The organism is Acinetobacter sp. YH12151 (assembly GCF_013418355.1).
Classification (GTDB): Bacteria; Pseudomonadota; Gammaproteobacteria; order Pseudomonadales; family Moraxellaceae; genus Acinetobacter; species Acinetobacter pseudolwoffii.
Window position 1 is genome coordinate 42,487 of record NZ_VPCG01000009.1, and the last position, 14,327, is coordinate 56,813.

The window sequence follows — 14,327 nt, forward strand, 5'->3', positions numbered from 1 at the left end:
CAGCAGCCTTAACTCTGGATCAGCTGGGTCAACTCATCGACATAGTCCTGCATCGGTCGTGGATTGCGGTCACGACGGCTTTCAATATTCAGACGCAATAAAGGTTCAGTATTGGATGCACGCACATTAAAACGCCAGGTGCCAAAGTCCAGACTGACACCATCGGTCTGATCAATTGCAGGATTTTGATCGGCATAGTGATCAAAGAGTTTTTGAATCGTGGTTTGGGTATCGGCGACTTTAAAGTTGATCTCACCACTACACGGGAACTTGGCAATCATCTCTTCCACTAGCGAAGATAGAGATTGCTGTGTTTCAGACAGTACTGCAATCGCTAGTAACCATGGAATCATGCCACTATCACAGTAGGCAAAGTCACGGAAATAGTGATGGGCACTCATTTCTCCGCCATAAGCCGCATTATGTTCACGCATCACATCTTTAATAAAGGCATGCCCTGATTTCGACTGCACCGTAATCCCTTGGTATTGTTCCACGATATCCAGGGTATTCCAGACCAGACGCGGGTCATGCACAATTTTCTCACCCGATTGTTTTAGCAAGAAGGCTTGAGCCAAAAGACCAACAATATAATAGCCTTCAATAAACTGGCCTTTTTCATCGAACAGGAAGCATCGGTCAAAGTCACCATCCCAGGCAATGCCCATATCTGCGCCATGCTCAATCACAGCATCGCGAGTACTAGCACGGTTTTCAACCAGAATCGGGTTGGGAATCCCATTCGGGAAGTTGCCATCGGCTTCATGATGAATTTTGATAAATTCAACCGGAATATTGAGTTCTTTAAATTTTACTTCGATTGCATCAATGACATGACCTGCTGCACCATTACCCGCATTCACCACCAGTTTCATCGGGCGGATTTTTGCCGGATCAATATAGCTCATCAGATGATTTACAAATTCAGGCAGAATATTATATTTCTCAGTACGGCCTTTATTGCTGACGTCAATAAATTCATCTGATTCTGCTAAAGCCTGAATCTCTTTAAGACCAGTATCGGCACTGATTGGACGGGCATTTTCACGTACCAGTTTCATGCCATTATAGTCCATCGGATTATGGCTGGCTGTGACTTCAATCCCTCCTTGAACATCGAGATGAAATGCGCCGAAATAAACTTCTTCAGTGCCGGTCATCCCCAAATCCAGTACATTGACACCGGCATCATTCAAACCACGAATCGTGGCCTGTTTTAAGCCTTCACTGCTGAGTCGAATATCACAGCCAATCACCACTGTTTTTGGTTGGTGGATCTGTCCGTAAGCACGACCAATTTTATAGGCAATTTCTTCGTTCAGCTCGGTGCCGAGTTTGCCGCGAATATCATAGGCTTTAAAACAAGTTAGTTCTGTCATCTGAATTCTCTAAATAATTCCTGAGAAGTGAGGAAGTATCATTATAGGAGGAAAATAGTTCCTATATGCCAAGTTACTGTCTAACTTTTATATCTTCTTTAAAAATAGATGTTTAAGTGTATAAAGTCCTTATTCATCTAATTTTTAAAGTTTAGTACTTCAGCATGTTATTTTATATGTTAGCTCTTAGTGAAATTTATATCGATTTTACCTTTGCCAAGATCCGTTCCGCCCAGTCAGCGTAATAATTTACATCTTCTACCTCTTCCTTTTTTGAAGGATGATTAATTGTAGTTATTGCAGTAATACCTCTCATTTCAGATAGAAACTTTTTAGGCCAACTGAGTGATTGAAACAGTATTGAATTATTTAATATTTCTAAATCTGTCTCAATTAATCGTTGAGTTTTTTCTTCATATGGGAGTAATAAGGTAGAGATATTTTTTTTACCATCTGAAGTATCAATTTCACACAAGTAAAATTGATGATTATTTTCTATGTTTAAAATTTTATAGACATAAAAGTAGCGTAATTGATTGTTTGCAAACTTATGCCCTCTGAAACGTTTATATTTTTTAAAAGGTGAATTCTTTATTTCTTTGATTTTATATCCTTTTTTCTCAATTTGTTCCAGTAGTTTAATCAAGTCTTTATGAGTGACTCGCTCTAGTTGAATTTCTGATTCAGTTGTAAATCCAGGCACTGTACCCTCTATATCTCCTTCTCCACCAGCAAATCCTTCTTGATTTTGATCTTTATCCATTTGCTTTCGTTTTTTACGTATTACAGTTTTAGCAGGGGGTGTTTCTAAAGAAATTTTTAATTCTTCTGTTGTATAAATTTCTCCAGATAGGTTTCTTAGCTTGGCCAGTAGCTTATCGGGATTTGCCTCAGCATTTTTCTTCAATTTCTCTTTAGGTTGACTCGCTGGTTTTGGTTTATTTGAACCTTTCCCTTGAGCATTTTTGACCCGTTGTATTATTTTTTTTGAAGTGAAATGAAATTGAATTGGGCGGTTGATAGATGTATCCAGATTTTTGAAAGATGTGATGCGCTCAATTCTGTAAATACCTGTTTCTTTATCATAAATTCCATCTACTGTTAGATCAATATTTCTGATATTAGGAGCTTCCATGTCAAAATTAAAACTTTTAGCGTTTTTTTGATCAATAATTGTTTTCTGATAAATGCTAAGGAAGGCTTTATTTAAATCAGGTTGTAATAGAATTAAAGCCAGTTTTTTCAAAAAATGAGGATCGGAGAGATCTTGTTTTAAAATTTTTTTATTTTGTGCAATAAAAATGTGGATTGCATCAGGATCCTTCATGTCTACTAAAATATCTGTTGAATAGTTTTCTGCAAAAAGTGCTGCACGTAAAAGATAAGGGTGTGAAAAAAATAGATCTCTAGCAAGAATGAGCTTAGGTAAAAGAATCGTAATACTTTTATCTGATAGAGATGAATCGTAATTAAATTCAAAACATAACCGACCAGTATGAATTTTTTGATTATAGTTCCCTGATGAATCCAAAGCGTTGAACGCTGAAAAATCTACTGCTTTAAGTATATGGTCAAATAACTTCTTTGGATAGTGATCAGCAATTGGAGTATTATAGTAATAAAGAAGAATACTTTCTATCGGTAATTTAAGTTGAAGGGATTGGTTAATAATAGGATTAAACAAGCGCGTATCAATATCAAATCGAGTTTCACCACGTCGACTAATTTTTGTCGCAGTAGAGTAAATCATATCATTCGGTAAAAAGTCGGTTGAAAAATTACTCATATTTTATTTCTTCCCAAATATTATTAAAAAATCGACGGGCTTCTGGGGTTAATCGCTGCTCACTTAATCCGGATTGACGTAAAAAAACACTCGGTGGATAATATTTATCTTCAATGTTTTGGCGAATAAATGTTCGAGTCATGCGACGTATTTGATAGCAATCTATGGACTCAGCGTAGCGATCTAGAAATGCGGCAGTCAATGGGAAAAAATTCCAGTTTTTTTCAATCATACTCACTGAACCAAGTTGTCTAATAAAAAACTTTTTTGTCCATTGAGGTGATTCGAGATCTTCTAATAATTCATTCCGTATTTTGATGAGTTGTTTAACAAACTTTCGATCTCGAGCTGTCCAGTCAATACGTGGTTTAGGAACAGAAGGAGGGGGATTTAAAGCTGATTTATTGATAAATAATAGCCAATCTTTATGACTGCGATATAAGCGAGCATACAGTGAGCCATTTTGTTGCCGAGCTTGTTTTACTGGTCGTTCTAGGATTAATTTTGTCCATTGTTTTTGGTCCTCAGATAACGTTCGATCTACTTTATTATCAATACATATTGTTGCTGTTTCGGTGGCTTCTTCTAGATCCATTGATGCTAGGTGAATATATTGCTTATATGTTTCAATCGGATTTTTCTCTGGAACAAGAGCTTTTAATACGATGAGATGCTCAAGATAAGAAAATGCTTTACGATGTTTTCTTAATATATTTTTCAGCCAGCAGTTTTCACTATCTAAATCTGCTAATTGATAATATGCAAGAAAACTTTCGCCCCAATATTCAATGACTAATTGACGGACTTTTTCGTAATTGATATTTTTACGGCCTGATAGTAATTTGCTATCTTTTAAAATCAGAAAATAAGCATCTGATATAGTCGAAAAATCTGGAATACTAATGGATGTTGAATGAGCAAGTAGCTCTTCGATTAGTTCCGCAAGCTCGATATGGTGACGTGAGTCCTGAGGATTAAATGCAAGTTGTGAAGAGTCTTTCAGCGCATTCAAATGAGCAAAATAGAATTTTCGGTCTATCCCATTGCAAGGGATAGAACTCATAAAGAGCGGTTGCTTATGCTTTGTACAATACTCGTATCCAGTAATCTGCCAGCTACGTTTCCAGTAAACTTCTCCATATTGCTCCATCTGATCTTTCCAGCAACCTGGACAGAATCTGAAAAAACTCACAGCTTTGATCCGCGATGCATTTTTTCCTAATTTGGTATGCAGGGATTGATACTGCTCACCTCGCAATGCCTGCACAGCATAACGCATTACTGTATCAGGTTGAAATGGTTGGTAAATTGGTAACAGGGTGTGTTGGTTGATTAAAATAAGCGCATCATAGTGATCTGGTAAGTAACTGGCCACCCTGTCTAGATGAGAAGGTAAATCGTAAGTTGGTGTCAAGTTCCTATTATTGAATAATTCTTCAGTGAGATATTTTGGACTCAGAATCCCATTGTGAACAGCATAACGAGCAATCACACTGTAAATCAATTCATTTGGATATGGTGCTGGAAAATTTGAAATCATGATACCTTACCCTCCATTTTTTCTGCTTAATGCAAAATGGGACGGGTAGGATCAAACAAATAGTGAGATGATTTTAATAACTCATAAACATCTACTTCCTGTTCTTGTGCCTGACTGAAAAAAACTCGTAAGTCATTGGCTTCAGTACTTTTCCATTCCTCCGGCTTCATGACTTTACGAGATGTCCGTGGCTTCCTTGCCGGAGTCGTGGTTTGATGCTGTTTAAACTTATCTTCTGCTACAGGGCTGTCTAATACTTCCAGAATATGCTGGAGGAGTACCTGTAAGTTTTCGTTTGGATATTTTTTTAATGCAGAAGTGACATGCGGTTCTATTGTAGCGGCGGGATGACCTAATACTGTCAGCATACCTATTAAAGTAGAATAATGCGGTCCCAGATCTTTATGCTGTTTTTCTGTTTTTAATGCGGCTTTAAAACGGTGTTGTTCAACATACTCCTCAATTTGAACTTGAGGGATAGTGAGGTCAGAATACCGTGCAATACGTGCAGGATTGCCTGAACGCAGTGCATCTAGAATATCGTGGACTGGCTGCAATTGTTCTTCGTAGACTTTTTTAAATAATTCTGAGGTGATTTTTTCCAGACCGATGGTGATTGCATGAATTTGTACCAGACAGAACAACTTAACCACTAGATCCGGAATACCTTGCGTATAATAATACCAAGTGGCTCTTAATTCATCGGTCAGTTCAGCTGGTTGTTGAACCCACTGATACTGCCATAGCTTATTTGTAAAAGCATGCCATTCAGAAATAATCATTTGATCGGGAGTACTAGGATCGGGGGTAGGGGCTTCATTACGCATAGGTTCCCAGATTAAAGAGCCTAATCCTGCACTGCGTCTAGCTGATCTCAAGTCTTCTTGCAAAATTTCATTGGCTTTGGGTGTCCCAATCATCACGATCGGAATGGATGCGACATTCACCAAGGTTACAAAGAAATTAAGAATAATCTCGGCCCCACCAGATTTTTTTGTATTCAAATGCTGGATTTCATCAATGATTAAAAGTCCAATTGAATAGTTATTTGCGATGATTTTCATCTGCTGCAGCATGGCATTTACATTTAAGCGGCTTCTGGTAAAACGATGCTCGAAGTTAGTATCTCCTAATGCTAAATCTACTGCTCTAAAAAAGTTTGAGCATAAGTTTTTTAAAGAGCTGTCATGCGGGCAATCAATTTTAAGATAAACAATTTGCTTTAACCCCAGTTCTTTATGCTCAATCACTTGCGGATAATAACGCAAAATCTTGTTCATCGTGGTCGTTTTCCCACTCCCAGAACATCCTATAATAGACATACTAGTGGCTGTCGATTCTGGAGGAGCGTAGCGGTAAGAGCTTTCGTTTGAAGGTTCTAGTTGTTGAAAAGCCGCGTGCAAATGCCTGTGTCGATCACCATTATTGATGTTTCTACTCACATAACCTTGCCGGATCATGATAGAAATTTTTTGTTCAAGGGATAGATGTTTGGTGAGTGGTTGGAAAAAATCATGAGGCAGTTGAGCAATTAGATGAATTCTTTCTGGTTGAGGCAAAAAACGCTGCTCTGGAATAAATTTTAGTTTCCCTCGTAGGTGTTTAATAACCGACTTCGTGTCAAGAATGGGCGGTAATTGAGTAATGAGAGGATTATTCCCATAGATGTCTTCTATCGATGTGTTGACCGCGAGTTCATTATTATTCATTCTTCATCGTCCTCTTCAAATAATTGTCTCATTAAGTCTGGTTGACTGGTCAAATCCAGATTGCTGCTGTGAGATGGGGGTGTTGGAGGATTGTCTTGGTTGGGATGGATAGTCCGGATAGAATTGACGGACCTATTTTGGAGATGTTCCTCACGTTCCACCTGAATTGCTTCTTGTTTGTTCTGACGAATATCCCGAGTACGTTGTGCTTTAGAAAGTTGGTGAACTCCTGCTTGAGCCTGCCGGCTCTGTGCTGTGTGGATGATTTTGTCAGTAAAATCCTGCAATTCACTGATGGCTACGGACTTTAGTTGTGAATGTTGTTTTTCAACAGTTTTGATTGCTTTTTGAATTTGTTCAGCTTCCCACCAGGTCAGATGCTGATATTGACGTGAGGCATCACTTAAGTGCGCTTCCCAGTATTCCAACTTATTTTCATCAAAGAAAACATAAATGGTATTTACTGAGTATGGGTCAAAACCAATCCGCAACTTTTTCGGGCGGGATTTGGTCGTGTTACGAATAAACCAGCCTTGTTGATGCATTTCCAGACATTGATAGAGTAAGCCTTTGACTTTAAGTCCCTTGTCACTTAAGGAGGCGTCGGTCCTAGGTAACAAGCCAACATATAGTGATTTGTTATCCACTTGTCTTAACATCCCAGTACGGTGCTGTAGACCCCACTGCCAGAGCTTAAGGGGGATAGAAGGCAGGTCAGTCGGCATATCGGCACTACGATCATATTTCGTCAAAATATCAAAATTATTGCGTAAAAAGACGCAGCTTAAGATGATTTTTCTGAACTCTTCCAGAGTTAGACAAGCTTCTAGTCGATAATCATGTCCGCCTTTCTTTTTTTCCTTGAATCCAGAAACAACACCAATATTCTCGTAGGATTTAAAGCGTGACTGAATGATTCCAAAAGCCCTCTCCACAATACCTTTGGCATCGCTTCGATACGGTGGCGCATTTTCAATACGAACAGAAAAGTTTTTTTCAAGAAGTTCAATTTGATAGCCAATTAGTTCACCGCGGTCTGCAAGTATGGCACCAGGTAAACCATAAATAGGCCAGTCTTCTGGTTGTATTTGCAAGCCATAACTCTGACAGAATGTCACTTTATCTTGGATTGCAACGCTGAGGCATTGTATGGCTGTATTAAAGGAACTGTTTTCCATGCCGACATAAAGCCCAGTAATCATCCGGCTGAATACATCGATAACAATATATACGGTAGGTCGGCCAATAATCTGTGATGGATCCCGTGATGATACAAGGTAGATGTCAGCGATTGTTGAATCTATCTCATAACGTGCACCAGGACCATTTGCTTGCTTGGTCGCTGTTGAAGTCAGAGGTTTGTGATCTTTCAGAGTTTTCTGATTCTTCAGAATTTCCTTGGAATTGTTCTTATTTCTATATCGCTTATTATAAAAATAATAGAATTGGGCATAGGTTGGAATATCTGCGGCTTGCACTTGATGAAAGTGCTTAGAAAATAAATTTTTAAACCGAAGATAAGTTTCGTTAATGGATTGTTTTTTGACAGGAACTAAATACTCTTCGATGGCTTTCTTAAAATATAATTCAACCTGTTCAGTGATATTCTTACCTTCATTCGATTCATAGATGCGTGGTCTGCCAATTTTTTTATCACCTATAGCTCTTTTTTGGCCTTTTCCACCTGAGTTTTCATAGTCCGGTACCAAAGCATTTATCGTTTGACCACGCTGCCAGTAGCGTCTTAGGAGTCGTAGAATTTTATTAATTGATACCTCTTTCTCTAGATGTATAGTTTTAATTTTTGCAGTCCTGATTTTTGTATTGATAAGAACTTGTTCATCATTAATTAAATCTTGAATAATTAAAAAGTTTTCATCTCTTTTTTTGAGTTGAATAGAATCTTCACTCAAGTTTAATCGTTTTAAGTATTCATAAGGATCTTGCGCTGGTATCAGGCTTTGATCATCTGAGAGAGTTTGAAGTTCCTTAGACAAAATGAGTTCAGGAAAAGCATTTTTATTATCAATCGCAATCCATACCGTATACTGCGGTAAGAATTTGAGTATTCGGTATTGTGTTGAATTCAAGATGTAAACTGAATTAATTAGTTGCATGGACTGTATTCTCATTCTGGAGCAAATTACTTGCATGAATATCAGAGAGTTTAAGCTCCAAATACGAAATTTCTAGATTAAATTGAAGTATTCGCAGTGCAAATAATTTTCTAAACAATGCGAGCGTCGCTCCGATACCCATTTTTTGAGTCTGGTCAGAATGCTTACAAAATTGGATTAATGAGCTTTGAGGGTACTGGCTAATTTCTTCCATAAAATAAACTGCTTGATCAATCATGTGATTTGTTATTTCAAGGTCATTTTTTTCTACATACAGCCATTTAATGTTCTCTAGTACCGTAGCAGGAATGTCTTTTTCAGTAATCAGTTTGAACGGCGTATTGTGCTCTTCTTCCCAGTAACGACGTTTAATTTCTAATGACTCAATAATATGAGCTTTATTCAGATCCTTGCTGTAAAGAGTGTCAAGGGCTATAGAAAACTTACCAAAATCAACTAAAAAATCTGAAGATAGGGTAAAAGGTATATAGTCAACCGATACTTTTTTCATTCGGAAACGAGAACAGATGGAGTTAAGATCATAGATATCCAAAGGATAATGTTCGCGAATATCTGTAACGTTCTGATTCCAGTCAAGCAGTAAAAAGGTAGATAGCTCTAGATCAGAAAATAAGTGATGAAGACGTTTACTCACGCGGCCTTGTACTCTGTGAGAGCGACCAATTGAACTGAAGTTTTGAACAGTTTTACAAGGTTTATAATCGCGTCCATGGCCCTGGCCATACCCTTCTGTTACTAATTCCTCATAGTTTTTTATAATTTTTGCCATACAGAAGACCTGTGGATTTTGGTGGATAATTAATCATATCTGAAGGAGGTTAATTTTGTATTTGGCAAAAAAATACAAACTTAAATATATTTACATACAAACAAAATTTTATAATTTTTATTTAATTATTTATTTAATTCAGTAACTTAATAATTAATATGGTATTTTAATACTCAATTGATGAGTTTAAAAAACGTTGATGATAGGCAAAAGTATTCAAATTACATCTTAGTAAACATCGTTGCATATTCTTATGTAAACCAACTGCATATTCAGACTCAAACCCGACCATTCATTCTGGTTCATAGTAAAATGCTTATTTTCTATTCCAAATATTTTAGAACAAAATATGTAAATTTGGATCTTAAAGTACTACCTTAATCTGCTATAATTTGTACATCATTATGATGTACAAATTGGTGGAAAATATGGCTAACTTAGCAACAGAACGAATCAATGTTCGTTCAACCGTAGATGCAAAGAATGTAATTGAGCAAGCTGCGAATTTATTGGGTCTTAGTGTGAGTTCCTTTATGATCCAATCCTCATTTGAACGAGCAAAAGAATTACTTAAATCTAATCACGAGTTAAAAGTAAATAATGCTGATCGTGATATGTTAATGAATTTGCTTGAAAATCCGCGCCCTGCAAATGATGAGATGAAAAATTTAATGAGTTTATTGGATGAAAATTGAGGTTTTACAAGCCCATCATCAGAAAAAATCATTTAATTGTGGGCAAGATGATTTAAATAAGTTCATAAAACAATACGCATCCCAACATCAGAAATCAGGAACAAGTAAAACCTATGTTGCTATTGATGATGATGCACAGGTGAGGGGGTTTTATTGTCTATCAAGTACCTCTATAGGATTTGAGGGGGTTGATGCTGTTCTCATTAAACGATTACCTCGTTATCCCTTACCTTGTGTGGTTGTGGGGCGCTTTGCCGTTGATCAAGCTGCACAGGGGCAAGGAGTTGGAAAAGTACTTTTGGCACATGCTCTTAAACAAGTTTCAAAAGTTGCTCAAATTATTGGTGTTAATTTTGTTGTAATACATGCTAAGGATCAAAAAGCTATGGAGTTTTATCAGCGGTTTGGCTTTATCTCATTAACATCAAATCCATTAACATTAATATATCCAGTGAATGAAATACCTCATTTTAAATAAGGTGGGTTGCTAGTAACAGGAATAGCTAATAGACTTATTCAGAGTTTGCACATAGTTCCTTATCCCTTATTTTGCTTTATGACCAAATACTGCGTCTAATTATGGTAATTTAATTAAGTTTGTTTTATTTTTGATCATAAGTTGTTGATATATATTATTCATTGTTTTCCAATTTTAAAATTAAGTTTGTATTAGAGTTTGGTATCCTGAATTTTAGATGAAATTAAGTTTGTATTAAGTATTGGATTCTTCCACTTTAAAATACGAATTCTTGCTCAGAAAGGCGAAGCATACTTTAAATAAAAATGAAATGTTTTCAAGATGAGGTCAAAAAGGGATGCTTTTTGAATCTAGGGTGAGATTTTTATATATCTATATCATTGAATATATTAGTAATAATTTTATATTTCTGGTGTGATTCTAATTTGAATTTATTTATATTAAAAACCCTGTAGACTTGGTGAAGAATCACTGGGTCTACAGGGTAGGGTTTTGTTCGTTTACTTCATTAATATCCAAACTTAAATAATTAAATCTAAACTTAATTATTTGGTACAAACTTAATTATACGAACACAGTTCCCCAGCCCTGATTCAATTTTAATTATTCTACCGTAACCGATTTTGCCAGATTACGTGGCTGATCGACATCTGTACCACGCAGCACTGCCACATGATAAGACAGTAACTGCACCGGGATGCTATATACAATCGGTGCCAGCACTGCATTAACTGCCGGAATATGTACCACATGCTGGCGTTCTTTGGCTTTAATGCCGCTGTTTTCATCAGCAAACACAAATAGCTCGCCACCACGTGCCTGAACTTCTTCCATATTGGATTTCAGTTTATCCAGCATGTCATCTTGCGGTGCCAGAATCACCACTGGCATGTCATTGTCGACCAGTGCCAATGGGCCATGTTTCAACTCACCTGCAGCATAGCCTTCAGCATGAATATAGGAAATTTCTTTCAGCTTGAGTGCACCTTCCAGTGCGATCGGGAAGTGCGTACCACGGCCCAGGAACAGGCAATGCTGCTTTTCAACAAACAGCTCAGACAGACCTAAAATTTCATTATCATGACGTAAAGTGTCCAGAATCACTTTAGGCAAATGCCAGAGTTCTGTGCTGATCTTCGTCATCTGTTCTGTAGAAATGCTATTTTTGACCGAACCAATTTTTAATACCAACAGCATTACAGCAGCAAGCTGGGTGGTAAAGGCTTTGGTAGACGCCACACCAATTTCAGGGCCTGCCAATGTCAACAGACTATGCTGGGTCTCACGTACCATCGATGATGTAGCGACATTACAGATGGTCATCGTAGTGATGTCTAGCCCTTTGGCCGCCGCACGTTTCTGTGTATCACGTAATGCAGCCAAGGTATCGGCAGTTTCACCGGATTGGGAAATACACACATAGAGTGTGTGATTCACAATGACTGGCGTACGATAACGGAATTCGCTGGCAATCTCGACCTGACACGGCAGATCAATCAGCTGTTCAAACCAGTATTTCGCAATCATGCCGGCATGATAGCTGGTACCACAGGCAATAATCTGGATTTGCTGGATTTTTGCGAAGTCCTGTTCCGCACTGGCAAGAAAGTCTTTGCGCAGGTCATTGCCATTTAAAGCCTGGGAAATGGTCTGTTTGATCGCTTCAGGCTGCTCATAAATTTCTTTGAGCATGTAGTGCTTATATTCACCTTTAGAGGCATTGCTGACCGCAGCATCCAGTTCCTTGACCGGACGATCGACCAGTTGACCATCGACAAAAACTTCAATCGTGGTGCGGGTCAAACGGGCAATATCACCTTCTTCCAGGTAGATAAAACGGTTGGTAATCGGGAGCAGCGCCAGCTGGTCAGAACTGATAAAGTTCTCGCCAATCCCCACACCAATGACGAGTGGCGAACCTTCACGTACGGTAATCAGTTCATCCGGATGATCTGTATGCACGATACCTAGGGCATAAGCACCTTTGAGTTGTGGTACCACCTGGCGCACAGCTTCCATTAAGCTGGGGGTGGATTTCAGGGCGTCATTGATCAGATGTGCAACCACTTCTGTATCGGTCTGTGAAGTAAAGACATAACCCAAAGCTTCAAGATCATCTTTGAGTTCTTGATAGTTCTCAATGATCCCGTTATGAACCACTGCCACATTTTCAGAAATATGCGGATGGGCATTTTCTTCAGTCGGTTTGCCATGGGTTGCCCAGCGTGTATGTGCAATGCCAAGTGAGCCGCTGATCTGTGATTCATTTACGGCCTGTTCAAGGTTCGCGACCTTGCCGACACGACGTTCACGCAGGACCTGGCTATTGTTGATGAGTGCCAAACCTGCTGAATCATAACCCCGGTATTCCAGGCGTTTTAAGCCTTCAATCAAAATATTGGTAATGCTACGTTCTGCAATGCCACCGACGATACCACACATATTTATTCCCCCTTATTTCTTGATTTTTTGCGGACGTGGATAGTTTTCTTTGGCAAATTGCTTAGAACGTTCTACCGCCAAACTGTTGTCTTCCACATCACGAGTAATCGTCGAGCCTGCACCCACTGTAGCCCCATTGCCAATTTTCACAGGTGCAACCAATGAACTGTTCGAACCAATGAAAGCCTGATCACCAATGATGGTTTTAAATTTATTCGCACCATCATAATTGCAGGTAATGGTACCTGCACCAATATTAGAACCGGCACCGATTTCAGCATCACCGAGATAGGTGAAGTGGTTGGCTTTAGAGCCTACGCCAATCGTGGTATTTTTCACTTCTACAAAGTTACCGATATGCACCTCGGCAGCAAGCTTCGCACCCGGACGCAGTCGTGCAAAAGGGCCAATCTGGGTATCTTCACCAACGATAGCATTGTCAAAAATGCTATAAGGTTGTACTTTAGTCCCAGCTGCAATTTTGGTATTTTTGATGATACAGCCGGCGCCAATTTCAACATGGTCGCCCAGCTCGCAATCACCTTCGATGATGACATTGATATCAATCTGTACATCTTGACCGACAGTTAAATTACCACGCAAATCAAAACGGCTCGGATCAATCAGATGTACACCTTGTTGCATCAGCTGTTTGGCCTGACATGCCTGAAACTGACGTTCTAATGCTGCCAGTTGCACACGGTCATTTACGCCTTCAACCTCAAAGGCCATTTCCGGTTCTACTGAAGCAACCTGCATACCATCGGCCAGAGCCATCGCCACAATATCGGTCAGATAGTATTCACCCTGAACATTCTCATTGCTTAAATTTGGCAGCCATTGATGCAACTTGGCATTGCTGACCGCATAAATGCCAGTATTAATTTCTTGGATCTGACGTTGCTCGTTCGTTGCATCTTTATGTTCAACAATGGCCTGAATCTGACCATTTTTACGCACGATGCGACCATAACCATTGGCATCTGGCAAGGTGAGCGTGACCAGACCAATGCCAGTTTCTGCAGTGGCATCGAGTAATTTTTGCAAGGTGAACGGGTTAATACAGGGTACATCACCAGAAAGAATCAACGATACGCCGTCTTGGGGCAGGACAGGTAAAGTCATTTGTACGGCATGACCGGTCCCCAGCTGTTCGCTCTGTTCAACCCATTTAATTTTTTGCGCTGTAAAAGCAGCTTGAACCTGCTCGCCACCGTGCCCGTAAATGGTAATAATATTATCTGCGTTTAATTTTTTTGCTGTGTCAATGACATGACCCAGTAAAGGACGTCCTGCAAGCGGTTGTAATACTTTCGGTAAGCTTGAACGCATGCGCGTGCCTTTACCTGCAGCAAGAATAATAACAGTCGTTGACATGTTCTAATCCTAAA

The 14,327-nt window shown here is 38.9% G+C and carries 10 protein-coding genes; 2 read left to right on the plus strand and 8 right to left on the minus strand.

The genetic code is table 11. From position 1 onward, the window contains the following. Positions 1–8: 8 nt before the first annotated feature. The 6 genes from FTU82_RS05135 to FTU82_RS05160 all read right to left on the minus strand — a co-directional run bounded on the left by FTU82_RS05135 (position 9) and on the right by FTU82_RS05160 (position 9,321). Positions 9–1,379: a phosphomannomutase CpsG gene (locus FTU82_RS05135; RefSeq protein ID WP_180101101.1), complete on the minus strand. Its 1,371-nt coding sequence runs from the start codon at positions 1,377–1,379 to the stop codon at positions 9–11. A gap of 196 nt (positions 1,380–1,575) precedes the next feature. Continuing rightward, complete coding sequence (locus tag FTU82_RS05140; RefSeq protein ID WP_180101102.1) at positions 1,576–3,165, minus strand: Tn7-like element transposition protein TnsE; 1,590 nt, start codon at positions 3,163–3,165, stop codon at positions 1,576–1,578. Continuing rightward, positions 3,158–4,705: a TnsD family Tn7-like transposition protein gene (locus tag FTU82_RS05145; RefSeq protein ID WP_180101103.1), complete on the minus strand. Its 1,548-nt coding sequence runs from the start codon at positions 4,703–4,705 to the stop codon at positions 3,158–3,160. The genes FTU82_RS05140 and FTU82_RS05145 overlap by 8 nt, the downstream gene beginning before the upstream one ends. Before the next feature lie 26 nt (positions 4,706–4,731). Then, the gene (locus FTU82_RS05150) at positions 4,732–6,414 is read right to left on the minus strand and encodes an AAA family ATPase (protein WP_180101104.1); all 1,683 of its coding nucleotides are present in this window, start codon (positions 6,412–6,414) and stop codon (positions 4,732–4,734) included. Then, a complete protein-coding gene (locus FTU82_RS05155) occupies positions 6,411–8,531 on the minus strand; it encodes a Mu transposase C-terminal domain-containing protein (protein ID WP_005268145.1) in 2,121 nt (706 codons plus the stop codon). The genes FTU82_RS05150 and FTU82_RS05155 overlap by 4 nt, the downstream gene beginning before the upstream one ends. Beyond that, complete coding sequence (locus FTU82_RS05160; protein ID WP_180101105.1) at positions 8,518–9,321, minus strand: TnsA endonuclease C-terminal domain-containing protein; 804 nt, start codon at positions 9,319–9,321, stop codon at positions 8,518–8,520. The genes FTU82_RS05155 and FTU82_RS05160 overlap by 14 nt, the downstream gene beginning before the upstream one ends. A 428-nt stretch (positions 9,322–9,749) precedes the next feature. Here FTU82_RS05160 and FTU82_RS05165 point away from each other — a divergent pair, with 428 nt between their 5' ends. Both FTU82_RS05165 and FTU82_RS05170 read left to right on the plus strand, forming a co-directional pair. Then, on the plus strand, positions 9,750–10,016 hold the full coding sequence (locus tag FTU82_RS05165) for a DUF1778 domain-containing protein (protein WP_039890759.1): 267 nt from the start codon (positions 9,750–9,752) through the stop codon (positions 10,014–10,016). Beyond that, positions 10,006–10,494 carry a GNAT family N-acetyltransferase gene (locus tag FTU82_RS05170; protein WP_180101106.1) on the plus strand — a complete coding sequence of 163 codons (489 nt, stop codon included), beginning with the start codon at positions 10,006–10,008 and terminating at the stop codon, positions 10,492–10,494. The genes FTU82_RS05165 and FTU82_RS05170 overlap by 11 nt, the downstream gene beginning before the upstream one ends. Before the next feature lie 603 nt (positions 10,495–11,097). On the opposite strand, the gene glmS is transcribed toward FTU82_RS05170, so the two are convergent. Both glmS and glmU read right to left on the minus strand, forming a co-directional pair. Continuing rightward, complete coding sequence (glmS, locus tag FTU82_RS05175; protein WP_180101107.1) at positions 11,098–12,936, minus strand: glutamine--fructose-6-phosphate transaminase (isomerizing); 1,839 nt, start codon at positions 12,934–12,936, stop codon at positions 11,098–11,100. 12 nt (positions 12,937–12,948) lie between these two features. Then, positions 12,949–14,313 carry a bifunctional UDP-N-acetylglucosamine diphosphorylase/glucosamine-1-phosphate N-acetyltransferase GlmU gene (gene glmU / locus FTU82_RS05180; RefSeq protein WP_180101108.1) on the minus strand — a complete coding sequence of 455 codons (1,365 nt, stop codon included), beginning with the start codon at positions 14,311–14,313 and terminating at the stop codon, positions 12,949–12,951. Between the last annotated feature and the right edge of the window lie 14 nt (positions 14,314–14,327).

Bases quoted from the DNA above. Each gene is read 5' to 3' on its own strand.
- glmU (WP_180101108.1), bottom strand. From the start codon at position 14,313: ATGTCAACGACTGTTATTATTCTTGCTGCAGGTAAAGGCACGCGCATG.
- FTU82_RS05170 (WP_180101106.1), top strand. From the start codon at position 10,006: ATGAAAATTGAGGTTTTACAAGCCCATCATCAGAAAAAATCATTTAAT.
- FTU82_RS05150 (WP_180101104.1), bottom strand. From the start codon at position 6,414: ATGAATAATAATGAACTCGCGGTCAACACATCGATAGAAGACATCTAT.
- FTU82_RS05160 (WP_180101105.1), bottom strand. From the start codon at position 9,321: ATGGCAAAAATTATAAAAAACTATGAGGAATTAGTAACAGAAGGGTAT.
- FTU82_RS05155 (WP_005268145.1), bottom strand. From the start codon at position 8,531: ATGCAACTAATTAATTCAGTTTACATCTTGAATTCAACACAATACCGA.
- FTU82_RS05135 (WP_180101101.1), bottom strand. From the start codon at position 1,379: ATGACAGAACTAACTTGTTTTAAAGCCTATGATATTCGCGGCAAACTC.
- FTU82_RS05165 (WP_039890759.1), top strand. From the start codon at position 9,750: ATGGCTAACTTAGCAACAGAACGAATCAATGTTCGTTCAACCGTAGAT.
- FTU82_RS05145 (WP_180101103.1), bottom strand. From the start codon at position 4,705: ATGATTTCAAATTTTCCAGCACCATATCCAAATGAATTGATTTACAGT.
- FTU82_RS05140 (WP_180101102.1), bottom strand. From the start codon at position 3,165: ATGAGTAATTTTTCAACCGACTTTTTACCGAATGATATGATTTACTCT.
- glmS (WP_180101107.1), bottom strand. From the start codon at position 12,936: ATGTGTGGTATCGTCGGTGGCATTGCAGAACGTAGCATTACCAATATT.